18 protein-coding genes are annotated in these 20,615 nt (G+C 51.7%); 7 read left to right on the forward strand and 11 right to left on the reverse strand.

What is annotated here, in order from left to right:
• Positions 1 to 72: 72 nt before the first annotated feature.
• The gene (locus HF324_RS31305) at positions 73 to 1,119 is read left to right on the forward strand and encodes a Gfo/Idh/MocA family oxidoreductase (protein WP_168807525.1); all 1,047 of its coding nucleotides are present in this window, start codon (positions 73 to 75) and stop codon (positions 1,117 to 1,119) included.
• A gap of 127 nt (positions 1,120 to 1,246) precedes the next feature.
• Here the strand turns inward: HF324_RS31305 and HF324_RS31310 are convergent, their stop codons facing one another.
• A complete protein-coding gene (locus HF324_RS31310; RefSeq protein WP_168861600.1) occupies positions 1,247 to 3,148 on the reverse strand; it encodes a RecQ family ATP-dependent DNA helicase in 1,902 nt (633 codons plus the stop codon).
• A gap of 35 nt (positions 3,149 to 3,183) precedes the next feature.
• Positions 3,184 to 5,292, reverse strand: a complete 2,109-nt coding sequence (locus HF324_RS31315; protein ID WP_168861601.1) for a heavy metal translocating P-type ATPase — start codon at positions 5,290 to 5,292, stop codon at positions 3,184 to 3,186.
• Positions 5,293 to 5,423: 131 nt separating this feature from the next.
• Between HF324_RS31315 and tsaE the strand changes: the two genes are divergently transcribed.
• Both tsaE and HF324_RS31325 read left to right on the forward strand, forming a co-directional pair.
• On the forward strand, positions 5,424 to 5,861 hold the full coding sequence (gene tsaE, locus HF324_RS31320) for a tRNA (adenosine(37)-N6)-threonylcarbamoyltransferase complex ATPase subunit type 1 TsaE (RefSeq protein ID WP_168807539.1): 438 nt from the start codon (positions 5,424 to 5,426) through the stop codon (positions 5,859 to 5,861).
• Positions 5,862 to 5,901: 40 nt separating this feature from the next.
• On the forward strand, positions 5,902 to 7,119 hold the full coding sequence (locus HF324_RS31325) for an alanine dehydrogenase (RefSeq protein ID WP_168807541.1): 1,218 nt from the start codon (positions 5,902 to 5,904) through the stop codon (positions 7,117 to 7,119).
• A gap of 148 nt (positions 7,120 to 7,267) precedes the next feature.
• On the opposite strand, the gene HF324_RS31330 is transcribed toward HF324_RS31325, so the two are convergent.
• From HF324_RS31330 to HF324_RS31340, 3 genes are all read right to left on the reverse strand, one after another.
• Positions 7,268 to 8,062, reverse strand: a complete 795-nt coding sequence (locus HF324_RS31330; protein ID WP_168807542.1) for an undecaprenyl-diphosphate phosphatase — start codon at positions 8,060 to 8,062, stop codon at positions 7,268 to 7,270.
• Positions 8,063 to 8,141: 79 nt separating this feature from the next.
• The gene (locus tag HF324_RS31335) at positions 8,142 to 8,423 is read right to left on the reverse strand and encodes a DUF3098 domain-containing protein (protein WP_168807543.1); all 282 of its coding nucleotides are present in this window, start codon (positions 8,421 to 8,423) and stop codon (positions 8,142 to 8,144) included.
• A gap of 28 nt (positions 8,424 to 8,451) precedes the next feature.
• Positions 8,452 to 9,324, reverse strand: coding sequence for a cell division protein FtsX (locus HF324_RS31340; protein ID WP_078670167.1), 873 nt, complete (start codon positions 9,322 to 9,324; stop codon positions 8,452 to 8,454).
• A gap of 262 nt (positions 9,325 to 9,586) precedes the next feature.
• Here HF324_RS31340 and leuS point away from each other — a divergent pair, with 262 nt between their 5' ends.
• Positions 9,587 to 12,352, forward strand: a complete 2,766-nt coding sequence (leuS, locus tag HF324_RS31345) for a leucine--tRNA ligase (protein ID WP_168861602.1) — start codon at positions 9,587 to 9,589, stop codon at positions 12,350 to 12,352.
• Positions 12,353 to 12,478: 126 nt separating this feature from the next.
• Here leuS and HF324_RS31350 read toward each other — a convergent pair whose 3' ends face one another.
• The 4 genes from HF324_RS31350 to HF324_RS31365 all read right to left on the reverse strand — a co-directional run bounded on the left by HF324_RS31350 (position 12,479) and on the right by HF324_RS31365 (position 15,211).
• A complete protein-coding gene (locus tag HF324_RS31350; protein WP_168807545.1) occupies positions 12,479 to 12,733 on the reverse strand; it encodes a hypothetical protein in 255 nt (84 codons plus the stop codon).
• A gap of 24 nt (positions 12,734 to 12,757) precedes the next feature.
• A complete protein-coding gene (locus tag HF324_RS31355; RefSeq protein ID WP_168861603.1) occupies positions 12,758 to 12,916 on the reverse strand; it encodes a hypothetical protein in 159 nt (52 codons plus the stop codon).
• Between the two features lie 113 nt (positions 12,917 to 13,029).
• Complete coding sequence (locus HF324_RS31360) at positions 13,030 to 14,436, reverse strand: radical SAM protein (RefSeq protein ID WP_168807547.1); 1,407 nt, start codon at positions 14,434 to 14,436, stop codon at positions 13,030 to 13,032.
• Positions 14,429 to 15,211 (reverse strand): prolipoprotein diacylglyceryl transferase family protein, encoded by a 783-nt coding sequence (locus HF324_RS31365; protein ID WP_168807548.1) that lies wholly within the window; start codon positions 15,209 to 15,211, stop codon positions 14,429 to 14,431. Before HF324_RS31365 ends, HF324_RS31360 begins: the two co-directional genes overlap by 8 nt.
• Positions 15,212 to 15,255: 44 nt before the next feature.
• On the opposite strand from HF324_RS31365, the gene HF324_RS31370 reads away from it, so the two are divergent.
• Complete coding sequence (locus HF324_RS31370; RefSeq protein ID WP_168807549.1) at positions 15,256 to 15,945, forward strand: peptidoglycan DD-metalloendopeptidase family protein; 690 nt, start codon at positions 15,256 to 15,258, stop codon at positions 15,943 to 15,945.
• 91 nt (positions 15,946 to 16,036) lie between these two features.
• Positions 16,037 to 16,900, forward strand: coding sequence for an endonuclease/exonuclease/phosphatase family protein (locus HF324_RS31375; protein ID WP_168807551.1), 864 nt, complete (start codon positions 16,037 to 16,039; stop codon positions 16,898 to 16,900).
• Between the two features lie 167 nt (positions 16,901 to 17,067).
• Here HF324_RS31375 and HF324_RS31380 read toward each other — a convergent pair whose 3' ends face one another.
• Together HF324_RS31380 and HF324_RS31385 are read right to left on the reverse strand one after the other, a co-directional pair.
• On the reverse strand, positions 17,068 to 17,823 hold the full coding sequence (locus HF324_RS31380) for a hypothetical protein (RefSeq protein ID WP_168807553.1): 756 nt from the start codon (positions 17,821 to 17,823) through the stop codon (positions 17,068 to 17,070).
• A gap of 145 nt (positions 17,824 to 17,968) precedes the next feature.
• Entirely contained in the window at positions 17,969 to 19,273 is a 1,305-nt protein-coding gene (locus HF324_RS31385; RefSeq protein WP_168807555.1) for a M28 family peptidase, read from the reverse strand.
• A 202-nt stretch (positions 19,274 to 19,475) separates the two neighbouring features.
• Here HF324_RS31385 and ruvB point away from each other — a divergent pair, with 202 nt between their 5' ends.
• On the forward strand, positions 19,476 to 20,516 hold the full coding sequence (gene ruvB / locus HF324_RS31390; protein WP_281354954.1) for a Holliday junction branch migration DNA helicase RuvB: 1,041 nt from the start codon (positions 19,476 to 19,478) through the stop codon (positions 20,514 to 20,516).
• The last annotated feature ends 99 nt before the right edge of the window (positions 20,517 to 20,615 follow it).

The following is a 20,615-nucleotide window of genomic DNA, read 5'->3' on the forward strand; positions in this document are numbered from 1 at the left end:
AAAAACTGATCGTTTTTTTATACTTTAATCCGGATAATCTTAACCGGCTACACGCCGATTCAAACGATAATTATGAGTAAAGTGATTAAGACGGGCATCTGCTCCTTTGGCATGTCCGGACAAGTTTTCCATGCACCGTTCATCTACGTGAACCCGGGCTTTGAATTCACGGCCGTCGTGGAACGCAGCAAGGACCTCGCCAGGCAGCGGTACCCTAACGTAAAAGTCTATACGTCCGTGCCGGATATGCTGGCAGATAAAGAACTGGAGCTGATTGTAGTAAACACGCCGAACTATACCCACTTTGAATACGTAAAAGCCGCACTGGAAGCGGGGAAAAACGTGATCGTAGAAAAACCGTTCACCGTTACCACTGCGGAAGCGGAAACACTCATCGCCCTGGCGAAAGAGAAAAAACTACTGCTGAGCGTATACCACAACCGCCGCTATGACAGCGATTTTAAGATCGTCCGCAAAGTGCTCAGCGAAGGCCTGCTCGGTGATGTCCTCGAAGCAGAGATCCACTACGATCGCTTCAAGGAAGAACTGAGCTACAAAAAACACAAGGAAGTAGCCAACCCGGGTACCGGCAGTCTCTATGACCTCGGCTCCCACCTGATAGACCAGGGACTGCAGCTCTTCGGTTTTCCGAAAGCCGTATGGGCCGATATCCGGATCATCCGCAAAGACTCCCTCGTAGACGACTACTTTGAACTGGTGCTCTTCTACGATAACCTCCGCGTACGCCTGAAATGCAGTTATCTTATCCGGGAAGCGCTGCCCTCCTACCAGATCCATGGCCGCATCGGCTCTTTCATCAAAACAAAATCCGATATACAGGAAGCACAACTGCTGCGGGGCCTGTTGCCCAACAGTCCCGACTGGGGCGCCGAAGCGCCGCATGAATGGGGACTGCTGCACACCACCATTGACGGTAAAACCGTTAAACAATACCTGCCCGGCACCAATGGCAACTATATGGACTACTACCAGGGCATCTACGAGGCCATCGCCAACAATGCGCCCAACCCGGTAGATCCTAAAGATGCGGAAAATGTGATCAGAATTATTGAAGCCGCCTTCCTGAGCAGCAAAGAAGGCCGTGTGGTTAATTTATAGATTTTTTGATTTACGATTTTTTGATTTCATGATATTATAACAGCGAAGACCTGAGCGCATAGATAACAACCGCTCAGGTCTTCTTTTTTTTATTCGAGAAATCAAAAAATCGTAAATCAAAAAATCCCTAAATGCAGAGTTTCCCTTCCTCATCGCGGCGCAATAACCCTTCTTCATTCATAAACTGCAACACGGCCATCAGGTCGCTGCGGCGTACATCAGGCATCTGCTGATGCAGATCGGCAAACAGCAGGGGCTTATCTTTCAGAATAAGTGTAACGCTGTCGGATATACGTTTAAACTGCGTGGCATCCGGCGGGGATGATTTTTTCTTCAGGCATACATCGCAGACACCGCAGGGGGCTGCGTCTTTCTCACCGAAATAGGCCACCAGCTGCTGTGTACGGCAGGTATCACCATGCCGGGCATAGGCAAACATCGCCGCCAGCCGGTCGGCATATACTTTCTTCCTCACTTCTACCCGCGCCATATTGATGCGCAGGTTGGCCGCCGATACACGTTCCTGCAGGAAGCAGAGCTGTGGCTCATCACGCCGCGCCTGGTAATGGATAATGCCGTATTGATGCAGCTGTTGCAGCAAGGCGGCGATATCATCGTCCTCCATGTACATGATCCGGCCTATCTGGCGTTCGTATATGGGTACGGGGTGATCAAAAATACCTTCGTAGGTACGCAGCAGTACCTTCGTGATCTCTTCCAGCGCAGGATATGCATTTTCGAAAGCATACAGCGATTCCTTATTGGTCACAAACTCCGCCCGTGACGGCAGGAACACGCTTTCGCTCAGCTGCAGCACTTCTTCCTGTTCCAACAGCTTCACAGCGCTGTATACCATCGTGAGGTTCAACTGGAAGGTGCGGGCAAAGTCATTGATATCAAAATCAAAATACACGCCTTCCGCGCTGCCGACAGGCACCTGCAGGTAGTTGACAATGCATTGGTATACTTCCCGCACCTGTTCCAGCGTGGGAAACTGCAAGGCAATACGCTCCTGCATTTCGGCCAGCTCCTCTTCGTTGTAGAGCAACACGGCATAAGCCTTTTGTTCATCTCTGCCGGCGCGTCCCGCTTCCTGGTAGTAGGCTTCCAGGCCGTCAGGCATATCGTAGTGTACCACGATGCGGACATCCGGCTTATCGATGCCCATACCGAAAGCGTTGGTGCAGACCATCACCCGGGTTTCGTTGTTGATCCAGGCTTCCTGCCGTGCGGCCCTTTCTGCCTGTGGCAGCCCTGCATGGTAGTAGCTGGCGGGGATACCCTGCAGCTGCAGCAGGTCGGCTATTTCTTTGGTGCGCTTACGGTTGCGGCAATACACAATACCACAGCCGGGCACGCGGTCCAGTATATGTTTTACTTTATCGATCTTAGTGGCTTCTTCCAGCACGCTGTAGGAGAGGTTAGCGCGGGCAAAACTTTTGGTAAACACTTTCGCCTCCTTCATCAGCAGCTTATCGCAGATGTCTGTCTGCACCCGGGGCGTGGCAGACGCCGTGAGCGCCAGTACCGGCGCCTCCGGGAAGAAACTGCGGATATCCGCTATCTTCAGATAGGCAGGACGGAAATCGTATCCCCACTGGGAAATACAGTGCGCTTCATCCACAGCGATCAGGTTGACCGGCAGGCCATCGCAATAAGTTTGAAACAACTTGCTTTGCAAACGTTCGGGAGATACGTATAAAAATTTACAGCCGCCCCTGCGGGCCGCTTCCAGCACACGCTCCACATCTTTGTACAACATACCGGAATAGATGGAATACGCAGAGATGCCTTTCTTTTTGAGGTTGGCCACCTGGTCTTTCATCAGCGCGATCAGCGGTGTGATCACCAGGCACAGCCCGGGCTTCATCATGGCCGGCACCTGGAAACAAATGGACTTACCGCCGCCGGTAGGCAACAGCGCCAGTGTGTCCTGGCCAGCCAGGATATTGGTGATAATATCTTCCTGTAAGGTGCGGAACTGGTGATAACCCCAGTATTGCTGTAGTATGGCTTTGGGTGTACTCAAATCTTTCGCTGAATAGTGCGTTCGCAATTTACTACTTACGACGCACTTACCACCCGTTTATACCGCAGACGTACAGAATTGATGGCCAGCACCACATCGGAAAGGCCCATCACTCCTGCGCCCACAATAGGATTGAGTAGTCCGAGCGCCGCCACCGGGATGGCCACCACGTTGTATATAAACGCCCAGAAAAGGTTTTGTCTGATAGTCAGGTAAGTGTGTTTCCCCAGTCCCAGCGCCAGCGGCAGACTGCCCAGGTTATTATTCAACAGCACCACGTTAGCGCTCTGCATGGCCACCTGCGTGGCATCGCTGAGCGAAATACCGATGGTGGCTTTGGAAAGCGCGGGCGCGTCGTTGATACCGTCGCCCACCATGGCGGTGGGTGACTGCTGTATAAAACGGTCGATCTGTTCCAGTTTCTGTTGTGGCGACTGTTCGGCGTATACTTCGGTAATACCCAGCGCGGCGGCCAGTTCCCCGCATTTACGGGCAGTATCGCCGCTGAGCAGCACCGGCTGTATACCGGAGGCTTTCAGCTGCCGGACCACCATAGCCGCTTCCGGCCGTATTTCATCTGCGAAATCGAGCCATCCCATGAGGGCGCCGTTGCGTACCAGGTAAAGGTTATGATGATCGTCATCAGTCAGACCGGCAGCCATGCGGAAGGATCCCAGCTGCCATTCGTTGCCTTCTTTGTCTTTGGCGCGCATGCCCAGTCCCCTGTGCTCCCGCACCTGCTGCAGCGGCACTTCTCCGGCCTGTTTCCACATGGCCGCCACGGAGCGTGCAATAGGATGGGAAGAGTATTTTTCCAGGCTGTAAACGATCTGCCGGAAGGCAGTGTCTTCCATCGTGGTATGATAATCACGGAGGGTGAGTTTGCCCGTTGTGAGCGTACCTGTTTTATCGAATACCACCCGTTTGATGTCTTTAAACAGCTCGAGGGTATGCCCTCCTTTGATAAGGATGCCGTTGCGCGCAGCACGTCCCAGTCCGACCATAACAGCCGCCGGGGTGGCGAGTCCCATTGCGCAGGGACAGGCGATCACCAGTACGGCGATGCTGCGCATCATAGCAGTGCCGAAGGTGGTGTGACCGATAAAATACCATCCCAGGAAAGTAACGATGGCGATACCCAGCACCAGTGGCACAAAAATGGCGCTGATGCGGTCGGCCAGCCGCTGCATGGGCGGCTTGTCGCTCTGGGCCTGCTTTACCAGGTCTATGATGTAAGACAGCACGGTGTCTTTGCCGGTAGCCGTGATGTATACTTTAATGCTGCCGTCTTCCAGGAGGGTACCGCCGATCACTTTGTCTTTTTCTTTTTTGCTGACAGGATCGCTTTCCCCGGTGATCATGGATTCGTTGACATGTGCGCTGCCCCAGTAGATGGTGCCGTCCATGGGTATTTTATCGCCGGTGTTAACCAGCACGCAGTCGCCGGGACGGAGCGTCCGGTTGTCTACCTCGCGGATATGTTCGTGCCCCTGGTCGGTATTGATCAGCCGTGCCGTGGTGATCTGCATACGGGCCAGTTCCGCAATAGCGGTGGTGGTTTGCCTGACGGATTTTTCTTCCAGCAGGTTCCCCAGGAATACCAGGGTGATGATGGCAGCCGTCGTTTCGAAGAAGAGATAGTCGGGATTGCCGTTGATGAGCGCACCGATAACGCTGTAAAAGAAGGCCGCCGAAGCTCCGAGGGTGACCAGCACGTCCATATTGGCCATGCGGTTCATGAGGGAGCGGAGGGCGCTTTTACCAAAATGCCACAGCCCGGTGAGAAATACCGGCAGGGTCAGCCAGAACTGCGTCCAGGGGTTATGCAGCCAGTGCCAGTCCACCCACATATGCAGCAGGAGTGGCAGTGTAAATATTAAACAAAAGAAAAATTTAAAAGTCAGGGTTTGGTAGGCCGGTACTTTGGCCGGCGCCTGATCAGGCATTACCACACGGAAACCGAGATCGTTGATGCCGTTGAGCACTTCAGCCGAATCGGCTCCGGCGGGGGCGGTAAAACTCACCTCCTCCGTCGCAAAGCTGACGTTGATATTTTCCATGCCTTTTTTCTCGAGGTATCGGGATACGCTGAGCGCACAATTGGTGCAGTGCATGCCTTCCACCTTACAGCTAACTGGTGTCATGGTGTCTCCTTTTTTCCGGTTGTAAAATTACCCCATGGCAGGGTAAGCTGGTCAAATATTAATGCAACAGCGTGTAGATTTAACATATCGCTGCTGCCTGAAAAAACAGCTATAAATCGCTACATTTGCCTATGCAATGGACATTTACGCTGGAACAGCTGCCGGAGGTAGCCGGTGCTTTCTGGGATTATTTTGGCGATAAACAGGTATTTACGCTTAACGGCCCCATGGGCGCCGGTAAAACCACGATGATCAAAGCTTTATGTGCGGCCAAAGGGGTAGCCGACGCCACCGCCAGCCCCACTTTTTCCATTATCAATGAATACGGTTACCTCGATGCACAGGGAAAACCGCAACGGATCTACCACCTGGACCTCTACCGGCTGAAGGACGAAAACGACGCTATCAGCGCCGGTGTGGAAGACACGATTTACCAGGATGCCATCAGTTTTCTGGAATGGCCGGACATAGTAGCCCCCCTGCTGCCTCCCGATACCATCCACCTTCAGCTGGAGGTACTGCCCGACCAAAAAAGGGTACTTCGCGAAATCTCCGCATCTGACAAATAGTGTATCTTTACAAATACAGAAAAACAATATTGACCGATTTATGGAGCAAAGGCAAAAACCTGTAGTGAGTGCTGGCTTTACTTATTCACCTCTGGAAGAAACGCTGGATATCCCACAAAAAAATTCCCGTTTATTTATCGGTATACCCAAAGAAAATTCCTTCCAGGAAAACCGGATTGCCCTGACGCCCGACGCGGTTAGCATCCTGGCTGCACACGGACATCATATCGTGGTGGAGCATAAAGCCGGCGATGGTTCACATTATTACGACACCGACTATTCAGAGGCCGGCGCAGAAATCGTTTACGACAAAAGGGAAGTCTTCAAGGCAGAGATCATCGTCAAATCGGCACCGCTGAACGACGAGGAAATAGAACTCTTACATCCCCACCAGATCGTTATCTCCCCCATCCACCTGGCCGCGCTGAAAGCGCCGCAGGTGCAGAAGATGATGGACAAACGCATCACCCTGTTGTCTTTCGAAAATCTGAAAGACGATGCCGGCACCTATCCCATTGTAAGGGCGATGAGTGAAATTGCCGGCGGCGCGGTAATGCTTATTGCCGGGCAATACCTGAGCAACGGCAATAAAGGCAAAGGTATCCTGCTGGGCGGCATTACCGGTATACCCCCTACCAAGGTGGTGATCATCGGGGCCGGCATTGTAGGCGAATTTGCGGCACGTACCGCCATGGCGCTGGGAGCTTCCGTCAAAGTGTTTGACAACAATATCTATAAACTGAAAAGGCTCCAGAACAATATAGGAGTGCGCGTATTCACGTCCGTGATACAGCCCAAAGTGTTGGCGGAGCAATTACGCAATGCCGATGTGGCGGTGGGCGCCCTCTCTTCGCAGAGCGGCCGTACGCCTATCGTGGTCACAGAAGCAATGGTCAGCAACATGAAAGCCGGCTCTGTGATCGTGGATGTGAGTATCGACCGCGGCGGCTGTTTCGAAACATCAGAAATCACCAGCCACGAGAACCCGGTTTTCAAAAAATATGACGTAGTACACTATTGTGTACCCAATATCCCGTCCGGCTTTGCCCGCACCGCCTCCGAAGCGATCAGCAACGTCCTGATGCCGCTGCTGGTGGAAGCTGCCGACGACGGTGGTTTCGAAAACCTGGTATGGATCAAACGCGGCGTAAGAAACGGGATTTACCTGTACAAAGGAGCGCTGACCAACTACCATCTCAGCGAAAAATTCAAACTTAAATATACAGACCTGGAGCTGCTGTTAGCGGTCAAAGGATAACGGTGATGATCACGATTTTTACAACTGTCGCTGATAAGCGAAGATGTTCATAAAACAAAGCGCCGATGATATAACATCATCGGCGCTTTGTTTTATAACGCTATCCCGACATAGTCCGCGGTTGCAGCCCCGGGTCCCGGGAATGAAATCATAATTGTTTTCCCATCAGGATGGCGGCAATGATAATAGCGCCAACGATGATGCGGTAATAGCCCCACATCTTAAACCCGTACTTTTTCAGGGTGCCGATGAAGAACTTAATAGCGGCCATAGCCACGATGAAAGCCACGATATTACCTACCAGCAGCAGTTTCAGGTTTTCCGGATGCGCCAGCAGCAGCTCCCTGCCTTTGAGCAGTTTGTAACCGGTGGCGGCGGCCATGGTAGGTACGGCCAGGAAAAAAGAGAATTCGGCCGCCTGGCTACGGGTAAGCTTCTGCTGCATACCGCCGATAATAGTGGCGGCACTGCGGCTTACGCCCGGTATCAGCGCCAGGCACTGGAAGAAACCGATCCGCAGGGCAGTGAACATGCTCATTTTCTCGTCTGTATCGATCGTTGGCTTCTGAAACCAGTTATCCACAAACAGCAGCACGAAACCTCCCAGCAGCAGGGTGATACCTACGGTGAGCGGGCTTTCCAGCAGCTGGTCTATTTTATCGCTGAAGAGATAACCGGCAATAAGGGCGGGAATCACCGCTACCACCAGTTTAAGGTAGAAATTGAACCTGTTTTTATCGAAAACAAGGAATTTCCGCCAGTATAATACCACAACGGCCAGGATGGCGCCCAGTTGTATCACTACTTCAAACAGTTTGGTAAATTCATCGTCTTTAATACCCAAGAGGGAGCTGGCAATGATCATATGCCCTGTGGAGGAAATAGGCAGAAATTCCGTCAGCCCTTCCACAATGGCAATAATGATAGCATGGAAGAAGTTCATTAAAACAAGTATGGTTAAAATGTGATAAAAAAAGCGATGAGGGCATCATCGCTGTCATTATATGATCGTTGGCTCAAAATTACTCTTTCGTTTTGGGGCGGGCCATGATAGCATACACTTCAATCAGCAGTCCCAGTACGATGACAATAGGCGCCAGTGTGATACGGCGGAAGCTGTACACCTCTTCCGGCTTGAATGCATTAGGGTCGTTGCTGTTGCCACCCATCATAAGGAGGAACCCGATAACGATGACCACAATGCCTGCCAGCATAAATTTGTAGTTTTCTTTAGGAAAGATAGGCCGGCTGTCGGTCACCTGGGTATCTTTTGTCACAGTTGATCTGAGCGTTTCTTTAGCCATAGTGTTTATAAGTTAAGATGATGTTGTATTAATAAAGATCGTCCAGTTTCAGCCGCAGGTATTTCATCACGGAGCGGTGGGTACTGAACAGGGAGATAGCGATGCCTACGACGATCATGCCGAGGAAAAGCAGGGCGATCATCAGGTTATCGCGTAATCCGTTCAGCTCCGGCAGCGCTTTATCGGCAAAGGACAGGATGCCCAGCAGGCCGGCGATGGCAATGAGCGCGCTGATAGCGCCATTGGCAATGCTGCGGAGATCGAACGGTTTGGCGATGAACCAGCGGGTAGCGCCCACCATCTGCATGGTTTTGATCAGGAAACGGTTGCTGAACATCGCCAGGCGGATGGTATTGTCGATCAGGAAGATGACCACCAGCGCCAGCAGGCAGCTGATAATGAGGATCACCATCCCTATTTTATTCACGTTTTCGTTCAGTTTCTGCACCAGGCTGCGCTGATAGGATATCTCCCGTACGATATTCTGCTGGGTGAGATTGTTTTCGATGACCTTCAGGCTGTCGGTGTTCACATAATTGGCGTTGGCCTTGATGTTGATGCTGGCATACAGTGGGTTGTACTGCAGCAGCTGGATGAAATCCTCGCCAAAGTCTTTCTTAAAGCGCTCTGCCGCCACATCTTTCGATACGTATTCGATGGATTTGATATACGGTTTATGTGCAATGGAGTCGCGCAGGGCCGTCGCCTGGTTCTCTTTCACATTATCTCTCAGAATCACCTGTATTTCAATGTTTTCCTTGAAATACTTGCTGAGCTTGCTGGCATGGATGACCACCAGACCCAGGGTGCCCAATGAAAACAATACCAGCGCTACCCCGATAATGGAGTAGATATAGGACGGTTTAGACTTCTTTGCTGATGATTTCCCGGATTGCGCCATTAATCTTGCAGTTTATCGGCGAAAATAATAAAAATTAGTAGTTATGTGTTTAATTTTGCCAGTCGAACCTGTCACTGGCGACAATATATGTTAAGAAAACGGCAATATATAAAGATGTTGGGGGATGTCATTGCTGTATTAATATTTTTAACATTATTTTGCCGGAACGGCATCAACCGGTTTTAAATTTATAACTGATAACGCGGTAAAGACCGGATGTATTGTTTATATCCGGACAGTTACCGTTCATCTACATTGAGATATGGAATACAATTTCAGGGCAATCGAGAAAAAATGGCAACAGCAATGGAAGGAGTCCCACGCTTATAAAGTAAGCAATGACAGCCCCAGGCCCAAATGTTACGTGCTGGACATGTTCCCCTACCCTTCCGGGGCCGGCCTGCATGTTGGTCACCCGCTGGGTTATATTGCAACAGACATCTACTCCCGCTATAAAAGGCTAAAAGGCTTTAATGTACTGCATCCCATGGGATACGACGCTTTCGGCCTGCCGGCGGAGCAATACGCCCTGGAAACCGGACAGCATCCCGCCGTGACCACCGCCCGGAACATCAAGGCGTTCCGGGAACAGCTGGACAATATCGGCTTTTGTTATGACTGGGACCGCGAGGTTAACACCAGCGACCCATCCTACTATAAATGGACACAGTGGATTTTCCTGCAGCTGTTTGAGAGCTGGTACAACCGCCTCAACGCAAAGGCAGAGCCCATCAGCACCCTGACGGCCATCTTCGAACAGGAAGGCAACAGCCGCCACGCCTGTCCCGGCGACCGTCAGCGTACCTTCACTGCCGCCGAATGGAAAAGCTACTCCGAAAAAGAACAACGGGAAGTACTCATGCAGTACCGCCTCGCCTTCCTCGACTACGCCGAAGTGAACTGGTGCGCTGCCCTGGGCACCGTACTGGCCAACGACGAGGTGATCAACGGTGTGAGTGAACGCGGCGGCTTCCCCGTCGTGAAAAAGAAAATGCGCCAGTGGTTCCTGCGCATCACGGAATATGCCGACCGCCTGCTGACAGGCCTCGAAACGGTTAACTTCAGCGATGCCATGAAAGAAATGCAGCGCAACTGGATCGGCAAAAGCCAGGGGGCCGAACTTGCCTTCTCCCTCAAAGGCTCCGATCACCGCATCGAAGTATATACCACCCGTCCGGACACCATCTTCGGGGTGGACTTCATCGTGATCGCACCGGAACATGAGCTGGTACAACAAATCACCACCGCCGGACAAAAAGCGGAGGTGGAAAAATACCTCGAATACGTACAAAGCCGCTCCGAAAGAGAACGTATGGCAGACGTGAAACAAATCACCGGCTGCTTTACCGGCGCATACGCCATCAACCCGTTCAACGGCCGCGAAATACCGGTATGGACCGCGGAATACGTACTGGCAGGCTATGGCACCGGCGCCGTCATGGCCGTGCCCTGCGGCGACCAGCGTGACTTCAGCTTCGCCCGCCACTTCAACATCCCCATCACCAATATCATCGGGGATGCATTCAACGGCGAAGAAGCCAATCCCACCAAGGACGCCACCCTGCAAAACAGCGGCTTCCTCGATGGCATGGACATGAAACCCGCCATGGACGTGGTGATCAATAAACTGGAAGAGATGAAGATCGGCAAACGCCAGATCAACTTCAAAATGCGCGACGCCGGCTTCAGCCGCCAGCGCTACTGGGGCGAACCCTTCCCGATCGTGTTTAAAGACGGCGTTGCCTACCCCCTGGAAGAAAAAGACCTCCCGCTGGAACTGCCACACGTAGACCAATACAAACCAGGAGAAGAAGGAGAAGGCCCGCTGGCCAATATCACCGACTGGGTAAACGTAGCACCCGGCGTAAAACGCGAAACCAACACCATGCCCGGCTACGCCGGCAGCAGCTGGTACTTCCTCCGCTATATGGACCCGCACAACAGCACCACCTTTGCCGACCGTAAAGCCACGGACTACTGGAACCAGGTGGATGTATATGTAGGCGGTACCGAACATGCCGTAGGCCATCTGCTTTACTCCCGCATGTGGACCAAAGCCCTCTATGACCTGGGCCACATCGGATTCGACGAACCCTTCAAATCCCTGATCAACCAGGGTATGATTGGCGGTAGCTCCCGACTGGTATACCGTATCCGCGGTACCCACCAGTTTGTTTCTCATGGCCTGAAAGACCAGTACGAAACAGATCCGCTGCATGTCGACGTAAACATCGTAGACGGCGTGGAACTGGATACCGAAGCATTCAAAAAATGGAAATCCGACTACGCAGAAGCCACCTTCATCCTGGAAGACGGAAAATATATTTGTGGCGTGCTGTTGGAAAAAATGAGCAAACGCCTCTTCAACACCGTAAACCCGAACGACCTGGTGAATAAATTCGGCGCCGACACCTTCCGCATGTACGAGATGTTCCTCGGACCGGTAGAGCAGTCCAAGCCCTGGGACACCAAAGGTATTGAGGGAGTACACCGTTTCCTCAAGAAACTGTGGCGCCTCTTTGCGGACGAAAACAAAGGGCTCATCGTTACCAACGACGCCCCTACGCCGGAAGAGCTGAAAATATTACACAAAACCATCAACAAGATCGATGGCGACACCAACAGCTTCTCCTATAACACCGCCGTGAGCCAGTTTATGATCTGTGTAAACGAACTCGCCACCCTGAAATGCCACAAACGTGCCGTACTGGAGCCGGTGCTGATATTGCTGACACCTTATGCGCCGCACTTCGCAGAAGAACTGTGGCACCTGCTGGGCAATACCACCAGCATCCTGGATGCCGCTTACCCGGTGTATGACGAAAGCTATACCAAAGAAAGCACCTTCAACTATCCCATCGCGGTAAACGGTAAAACGCGCACGGAAATGGGCCTGCCGCTGGATGCCGACAACAGCGCCCTCGAAAAAGAAGTGCTGGCCAGCGAAGTAGTGCAGAAATGGCTGGAAGGCAAACAACCTAAAAAAGTGATCATCGTGAAAGGCAGAATGATCAACGTGGTTATTTAGGGATTTTTTGATGTACGATTTTTTGATTTCGCCAACAGATAAAAAGCGAAGACCAAAGCAGATAATAACCGCTTTGGTCTTCGCTTTTTTATTCACAAAATCAAAAAATCGTACATCAAAAAATCCCTACATCAGGATGATCCACCCGGTGATAAACGCCACCAGCATAATCAGAAAACCCGACAGCAACAACGCCAGCCCCTCTTCCCTGTCCTCCGCTATCAGCAGCATTACGCCGACAATGCCGTAGGCTGCTACCAGCAATCCCAGCAGGATGCCCGCCGTATCCAGGTTATCGCCCTTGCCGATAGCCAGCGCAATGAAAAAAATTAGCAGCGGGACCGCAGTGAGATAGGCTGTCTTCCATCTGAAGTTGCGCATAAGCATGGATTTGATCTGCAAACGTTACATCGAGGAGAGCATAATACCGCAGGTGGACAAGCCCACCACCAGCATCACGCCGGCAGCCAGCACCATGGCCTTACCGAATTCCGCATAGGCCTTCGAAAATATCGCCAGCAAACACCCGATCACGAGGTAAATAGGCGTAAGGAACATCAACATCAAACCAGCGCTCAAAATTCCCTCTTCGCCCCCAGCAGCATCGCCAGTCCCAGTACCAGCGGTACTCCCAGCAGCCACAATAGTTTACTTACAAAAGGTTTCATATGCAATGTTTATAACTGAACAGATGCTCTTTCTTCCTGTAATGTCTTCAGATATTCCTCTTTATCATCCCTGTAAAACAGGTTCATGGTTTCGAAGGGAATGATCCTGCCGTCTTTATGCACAATGTGTACGCAGGACTTTTTAATAGCCCGCACATCAAAGTCATAGGCGTCAATAAACCGCATGATCACGATCCGGAAGAGATTATTGTAATCCAGTCCCGGCGCCTGTACCTGCGGCAGGCAGCACAACAGCGACTGCATATCGCAGGCTGCCGCATCTGTGGAAATGCCGGTGCTGAATATCTTCAGCACATGCTGATGCAGCTTTTCGTCCTGTTCATATACAATGGTGTTTTTACTGTTGTTCAGCAGCACTGCCGGATCTACAAAACGTGTAAGCGGAAACACTTTGCCGTCAATTTTCAGTGCATAGGCCATGGCCAGCGCATCCGGGTTACATGGCACCGGGATGATGTCGTGGGCATTGAAAACGGGAGATTGTTCCAGTATACGTTGACGTACCTCCGTTAACGTTATACGGTCGGTGGCCGGATCAAAATCGTCTGTTCGGCCGGCTACCTGCACGGGCTGGAAGGTAACACCCCTGACACAGGGCTGCTGCAGGGCATACTCAATGATACTGCCTATCTCATCTTCATTCACGCCTCGTTGTAAGGTCACCACCAGCGTGGTGCTGAGGTTTGCTTCGTTCAAATTTTGCAGCGCCTGCTTCCGGGTGTCCGTAAGATCTTTCCCCCGCATACGTTCCAGTGATTCCGGCCGGAAAGAGTCGAACTGCAGGTATACCTCAAAATCGGGCATGTACGTCGCCAGCCGGGCGGTAAATTCCTTGTCTTTCGCAATGCGGATGCCGTTGGTGTTGATCATCAGGTGGCGGATAGGCTTCTTTTTGGCGATGTCCAATATCTCGAAGAACTGAGGATGGATCGTCGGTTCACCACCACTGAGCTGTACTACGTCGGGCTGCCCTTCATTGGCCACCACGATGTCCAGCATCTGCTCTATCTCTTCCAGCGTACGATGACGGCCGTAATGCGGCGAAGACATGGCATAGCAGGTGGGGCAGGTAAGGTTGCAGCGGTCTGTGACTTCAATCACCGAAAGACAGGAATGTTGCTCATGGTCCTGGCAGAGCCCACAGTCATACGGGCAGCCGTAATGCGTGCGGGTATTGGTTTTGAGCGGCGCCTCCGATGGTTTATTATAATTGCGGGTATTTTTGTAATAGTCGATGTCGGTGGCGATGAGCACTTTTTCCCGGCCATGGCTAGGACAGGTCTTTACCATAAATACTTTGTTGTCCTCAAAGATCACTTTCGCGTCTACACGCCGCAGACAGGTGCTACAGATGCTTACCGTAAAGTCGTAATACGTGTAATTTTTCTCAGGCATATTGTTTCTCAATTAATCGTGATGGGGAAATAATAACAGGTGCATAATAAATCAGTCCGGCCAGGCAGGCCAGTTGTATGGAGCCCAGGCCAAAGCCATACCGGTAGCCGGGCTTGATAAAATCCAGCATAAAACGGAAGAACAGGTACCCGATCATGAATAGTTGAAAGCGGGCGCCGCTGACCAGTGTATAACGGCGGCTTATCATGCGTAGCAGCTGCCATAGCAGCAACAGGAAAACAATTTCGTACAGCGCTACCGGGTGCCGCAGCAGGCCATCTCCCAGGTCCATCCCCCAGGGCAATGTGGTAGGCACCCCGTAGGTTTCTTCGTACACGCCCATACTGAAACAGCCGATGCGGCCTATCATCATGGCCAGTATCAGCGGGTAGGTAAACAGATCGCCGGTCGATTGCCGCTCCCCTACCGCCTTCTTGATGGTTTCCACCCCTATCAGACCACCCAGCAGGCCTCCCACAATAGTTTTATTCTGGTAGATATATAACAGCAGGTTATCAGCATGCAACAGTCCCGGCGGGTTTTCCAGCGCTCCCAGCAGGCGGCTCCCCAGCAGAGCACCGAAGGTAGCCCCGATGATGGACCAGATGCGGTTACTGCTCTCTACCCGGTCGCCCTGGCGCCGGCGCAGGAAAAGGAAATAGCGGAAACCGATAAACATCCCTAACGTCTCCGTTATCGCGTGCAACGGAAGATGAAGGGAACCAACAGACACATAGACAGGATACACCACGGGGTAACTGATTATTTTAAACACAAATTAATATTTATATTTAGATGTACAGTTTAAGCTGACAAAATATGTTACAGGAGGTCCTCAAACAACACCAATCCACCTTCCAACCGGTGATCACGCTGCTTCATCCTGACGAACAGCTGCTGGTCATGGATTTTACCGCCAACAATACGACCCTTACCAGGCCTGTCCTGAATAATATAGACCGGTTTTGTTCCTATATCACCCATACCCTTGCCGAAAGCGGCTGCCGGCTCGGTATAGGAGGGTATAACGAGCACCGTACCATCTATGCAGTGAGCCCTCATTTCGATGCCGGCGAAGAGCCGCGGCGGCTCCACCTGGGCATTGATGTATGGGGTGCCGCAGAAACGCCGGTATCCGCCCCGCTCAAAGGCCATGTGCATAGCTTCCGCTTCAACGACGATTTCGGGGATTACGGCGCCACTATTATCCTTCAGCATCAATTGGACGGCTATACGTTCCATACCTTATACGGTCATCTCAGTATCTCCAACCTGCAGGGACTTTATGAGAAGATGCCCATTGCCGCCGGGCAGCAGTTCGCCTGGTTCGGAACGCCTTCCGAAAACGGCGGCTGGCCGCCACACCTGCATTTCCAGGTGATCATAGACATGATGCATTACCGCGGCGACTATCCCGGCGTATGCCGCTACAGCGAGCGTGACAAATACCTGCAGAACTGCCCCGATCCGGACCTTATCCTGCAATTGAACCGGAATACCCGCGGATAAGCAGCTTACAGCATTAAAAAATGCCATCCATCCCTCGCTGCTTGACATAAAGCAGCGCGATTGATATTTTTACCGGCTAAACAGATACAATATGAGAAACATATGGCTGACAGGCTTATTATGCCTGCTCATGGGCGCAGCGATGGCACAGACACCGCTGCAGGTGATGACCTTCAACATCCGGCTGAACACCAAAAGCGACAGTCTGAATGCATGGCCCTACCGGAAAGAGAAAGTAGCATCGGAAGTATTGTTTCATCAGGCGAATACGCTGGGTGTACAGGAAGCGCTGTTTGATCAGATGGAAGACCTGCGCCGTTTACTACCCGGGTACAAATCTATCGGTGGCGGCCGGGAAGACGGGAAAGATAAAGGAGAGTTCTCTGCCATCTTCTACGATACCAGCCGGCTGCAGTTACTCAAAACAGCGACCTTCTGGTTATCAGAAACGCCGGACGTTCCCGGCAGCAAAGGTTGGGACGCTGCCATCACCCGTATTGTAACATGGGGGAAGTTCAGGGATAAACAAACCAAAAAGATATTCTATCATTTCAACACCCACTTTGATCATATGGGTAAAGTGGCACGCCGGGAAAGCGCCCGTTTCCTGTTGGAGCAGGTACATAAAATTGCCGGCAGCACGCCGGCCATCATCACCGGCGATTTCAACGCCACACCCGATGATGAGCCGATACAGGTAGTGATGAATACCGGCAACCCGCTGCATTTCACCGATAGCAAAAGCATTAGCGCCACGCCACATTACGGTCCTACCGGGACTTTCAACGGGTGGCATGCTGCTGAAGTGGATGATCAGCCGATCGATTATATTTTTCTGAAAGGGAAATTTAAAGTACTGCAACACGCTTCCATATCGCAGACGTGGGGCGGCCGCTTTGCATCCGATCACTTCGCCGTGTTGGCACGGGTAGTGCTCACAGAAAAGGCAAAGTGAGCAAAGTGAGCAAAGAAACAAAGATAATAAGCGTACAAAGAATTAAAGGATAAGCAAGCAAAATAGTTAAGCAAGGAACGAAGATCAGATTGTAATCTTCGTTCCTTTTTCTTTGCTCACTTATATAAACTTTGCGCTCTTTGCTCACTTAGCCGTCTTCGCGAGACTCAATCGTGAGTGTGTTCAACGCTCATGCTGTTTTCCAGCGCGTCAACCACCTTGTTATGCAGGTTTCCGTTGATGTCTACACTGATTTTAAGTTTGCCGTTGGCAAAGGAACCTGTAAAGTCGCCCACCTGCAGCTTGGTCAGGATCAGGTCCATAGAAATCTTGAGAGAGCCTTTCCAGTCGATGTTTTTGTCGGTAACAACCACATCTTTTCCGTGTGCCTGCAACTCGATCACGCCGGACAACAGGATCTCCATCGGGATTTTTTTACCATCCCAGGTCAGGAATCCTATTAATCTTACAGCAGGATCTTTTTTGTCACCTTCTACCCTGGCATACACTTTCACCTGCTGATAGGTACCCAGCGGAATTTTGATGGCGCCCAGCTGTGCAGGGATCTGTTTCAGATCGATCTGCCGGTCTGTTCTCAATCTGAATTCCAGTTCATCTTTACCGCGTTTTGCATCGAAGCGGATCTCCCGTAAGCGGGCAGTGGCGGTGTCCCACGTAATATCAAAACCACCGGAGCTCCTGGCCATGGAGGCGTCGCCGGTAATGGCAGACAGACGGCCCGCAGCATCAGGTGATAAAGTGTACGTTGGATTTACCGCAGCGATTTCGTAGTTGATAGCTGTCGAGTCCTTCACACCAGCGGGGGTTTGCTGATCAGGTCCCGACATATCTTTGGAACACGATGCGAGCATCATGGTCGCGATGCCAAGGGCACCGCAGAATTGTAGGATTCCGGTTTTCATATTGATATGGTTTTAAATGACTACTCGGGGAAATATCGGCTATAAAAATAAACAAGAAATTCGAAAAAAGAACTGATACTGTATTAATTAAAAATAAAAAATCCGGTTGAGCTCACTCAACCGGATGAATATATGATGTCCGCCCCTATTGAGACACAGGCGTTATACGTGTAGGCGTTGACGTTCCATTCACGATACTGCCGGAACTAACAGCGATCGCTTTGATGATGTCTGTAATGTTCTTTATATCCAGTGTAGACACTTCATCTTTCACGGTATGATAAAACTTGTCTTTATCAATTTGCGTGGTAGAGATCGTATGCGCCGGCACGCCTACCTTGGCCAGGTTGGCGTTATCGGAGCGATAGAACAGGTTTTGCTCAGGGTAAGGATCGGGGTGAAAACGGAAAGCGGATCCCTCCAGGTTCTTCTGCAGAATAGTACCGAAGTCAGATCTTTCGAAGCCTGTGATAAACGCGCTGTTCTTACCAAATTTGGATTCCTTACCGATCATTTCAATGTTGAACATCGCTACCACTTTGGCGGGGTCCATCTGTCCGGAGAAATAAGAGGAGCCGTAGCCACCCATCTCTTCCGCGGTGAAGGCCACAAAAATCAGGGAACGGGCAGGACGTTTCTTCTTAAAATAATTCGCCAGCATAATGACAGCAGTCGTACCGGATGCATCGTCATCAGCGCCATTGGCAATGCTGTCGCCGGCTTCGGCAGGTAAAATACCCAGGTGATCGTAGTGACCGGAATAGATCACATATTCCTCCGGTTTGGCAGTGCCTTTGATCATACCGGCCACGTTGGTGAACTCCTGCGTCCGCACGCTGCGGGTCTGGTCTACCGACCATGTGTCCTGTGCTGTCACCGGTTCTTTTTCCAGCACCAGTATCATTTGCCATTGGGCTGTATCCGTAGGCACTTCGGATTCTCTGGCGTACATGCGGTTGGAGATGGAGCCTTCGAGGTTGGCGATATAGCCGCTCAACGCCGGCGCCATCCACACCACGATGTTCCGGGTCATCGATTTACGTTTTCCCAGCGCAGCGCGCAATTCATCCGCATTGGCCACATGCAGTTCTGTACAGCTGGCAGTGTCCCTGTGCAGCTGTACATGCCTTGATGCGCCGACTGCCACTACGGGCCAGTCTTTGGCGGCGCCATTGACAGTGATGCTGGTGGCGGTGGTATGCAGCCCGTAGTAGTTAAAACGTTGCAGGTAGTTTTTCTCTCCGGGCAGCGGCAGGAGGCCGGCCTTTTTAAATTCGTCGCTGATAAAGGCAGCGGCCTTGTCGGAACCGGGCGTACCGGACTGCCGGCCCTGCATATCGTCAGCAGCCAGCGTGTTAATGATACGGGCGACTTCTTTCTGTGGTATCTGTTGACTGTAACCGGTGGTGAGCATGCACCCCGCAGCAAGTGATAAAATCAGTCTTTTCATGAGCGGTTTGATGGGTTGTATTTCGTTCTGGTTGTTGTTTGGACCCGACGGCGGTCGTTGCCGTCAGGCCTGTAAGATAACATCATCTGTGTTAATTGACTGCAATGCCGCCATTTTTTCCTGCGGAATAGATTAACATCTTTGCAGGCTAGTATACACACGCATGAATATCCGGCCACCGGCTGAATATAATTTGGTATTTTTGGTCAGTATTATGTCCAATCCGCATTTAAGACCAGAAGAAACTAAGCTCAGCGCCGCTGAGAAAGAGTTTGAGAACAGTATCCGGCCCCGGGAAATCATGGATTTTTCGGGACAGGAGCAGATCATCGAAAACCTGAAGATATTTATCAAAGCCGCCAAGATGCGGGGGGAAGCGCTGGACCACGTATTGTTCCACGGTCCTCCGGGCCTGGGCAAAACCACGCTGTCACGCATTGTGGCCAATGAGCTGGGGGTAAATATCCGGGAGACTTCCGGACCTGTGATCGAGAAGCCCGGCGATCTGGCGGGGCTACTGACCAACCTGGAAGACAAGGACGTGCTGTTCATCGACGAGATACACCGCCTGAGCACCGTGGTGGAGGAATACCTGTATTCCGCCATGGAAGATTACCGTATAGATATAATGATTGACAGCGGGCCCAATGCCCGCTCCATACAGATCAACCTGCATCCTTTCACGCTGATCGGGGCCACTACCCGTTCGGGGCTGCTGACCGCTCCCCTGTTGTCCCGTTTCGGCATCAAGTCGAGGATGGAATACTACAATGCCGCCACACTGCAGAAAATCATCTGGCGTGCGGCCGGGCTGCTGGGCACCAAGATCACTTCAGACGCGGCCGCAGAGATTGCCCGCCGTTCCCGGGGCACCCCGCGTATTGCCAACGGCCTGTTGCGCCGGGTGCGCGACTTTGCCATGGTGATCGGCAACGGTGTCATCGACCTCGAGATAGCGCAGCTGAGCCTCAAGGCCCTCAACGTGGATGAATACGGCCTCGATGAGATGGACAACCGCATTCTGCAGGTGATCATCGAAAACTTTAAAGGCGGACCGGTAGGCATCACCACCATTGCCACCGCAGTGGGGGAAGAAGCCGGTACCCTGGAAGAGGTGTATGAGCCGTTCCTGATCCAGGAAGGTTTTATCAAACGCACGCCCCGCGGCCGCGAGGTAACGGAAAAAGCCTATGTGCACCTGGGGAAAACGCCGTTCCGTGGAGGTTCCAACCTACTATTTTAACAGTGATAGCTGATTTTTCTGATCCCCGAAGATAATAGCGAACAGCATTATAACAGGAAGGGCCCCCATTGAAAGATTCAATGGGGGCCCTTCCTGTTA

This window comes from Chitinophaga oryzae, assembly GCF_012516375.2.
Classification (GTDB): Bacteria; Bacteroidota; Bacteroidia; order Chitinophagales; family Chitinophagaceae; genus Chitinophaga; species Chitinophaga oryzae.

Excerpts from the sequence above, each read along its gene's own strand:
- HF324_RS31340 (WP_078670167.1), bottom strand. The coding sequence starts at position 9,324 with ATGGCGCAATCCGGGAAATCATCAGCAAAGAAGTCTAAACCGTCCTAT.
- HF324_RS31315 (WP_168861601.1), bottom strand. The coding sequence starts at position 5,292 with ATGACACCAGTTAGCTGTAAGGTGGAAGGCATGCACTGCACCAATTGT.
- HF324_RS31385 (WP_168807555.1), bottom strand. The coding sequence starts at position 19,273 with ATGAAAAGACTGATTTTATCACTTGCTGCGGGGTGCATGCTCACCACC.
- HF324_RS31360 (WP_168807547.1), bottom strand. The coding sequence starts at position 14,436 with ATGCCTGAGAAAAATTACACGTATTACGACTTTACGGTAAGCATCTGT.
- HF324_RS31330 (WP_168807542.1), bottom strand. The coding sequence starts at position 8,062 with ATGAACTTCTTCCATGCTATCATTATTGCCATTGTGGAAGGGCTGACG.
- tsaE (WP_168807539.1), top strand. The coding sequence starts at position 5,424 with ATGCAATGGACATTTACGCTGGAACAGCTGCCGGAGGTAGCCGGTGCT.
- HF324_RS31370 (WP_168807549.1), top strand. The coding sequence starts at position 15,256 with ATGTTACAGGAGGTCCTCAAACAACACCAATCCACCTTCCAACCGGTG.
- HF324_RS31350 (WP_168807545.1), bottom strand. The coding sequence starts at position 12,733 with ATGCGCAACTTCAGATGGAAGACAGCCTATCTCACTGCGGTCCCGCTG.
- HF324_RS31380 (WP_168807553.1), bottom strand. The coding sequence starts at position 17,823 with ATGAAAACCGGAATCCTACAATTCTGCGGTGCCCTTGGCATCGCGACC.
- HF324_RS31375 (WP_168807551.1), top strand. The coding sequence starts at position 16,037 with ATGAGAAACATATGGCTGACAGGCTTATTATGCCTGCTCATGGGCGCA.
- leuS (WP_168861602.1), top strand. The coding sequence starts at position 9,587 with ATGGAATACAATTTCAGGGCAATCGAGAAAAAATGGCAACAGCAATGG.
- HF324_RS31335 (WP_168807543.1), bottom strand. The coding sequence starts at position 8,423 with ATGGCTAAAGAAACGCTCAGATCAACTGTGACAAAAGATACCCAGGTG.
- HF324_RS31325 (WP_168807541.1), top strand. The coding sequence starts at position 5,902 with ATGGAGCAAAGGCAAAAACCTGTAGTGAGTGCTGGCTTTACTTATTCA.
- HF324_RS31305 (WP_168807525.1), top strand. The coding sequence starts at position 73 with ATGAGTAAAGTGATTAAGACGGGCATCTGCTCCTTTGGCATGTCCGGA.
- HF324_RS31355 (WP_168861603.1), bottom strand. The coding sequence starts at position 12,916 with ATGTTGATGTTCCTTACGCCTATTTACCTCGTGATCGGGTGTTTGCTG.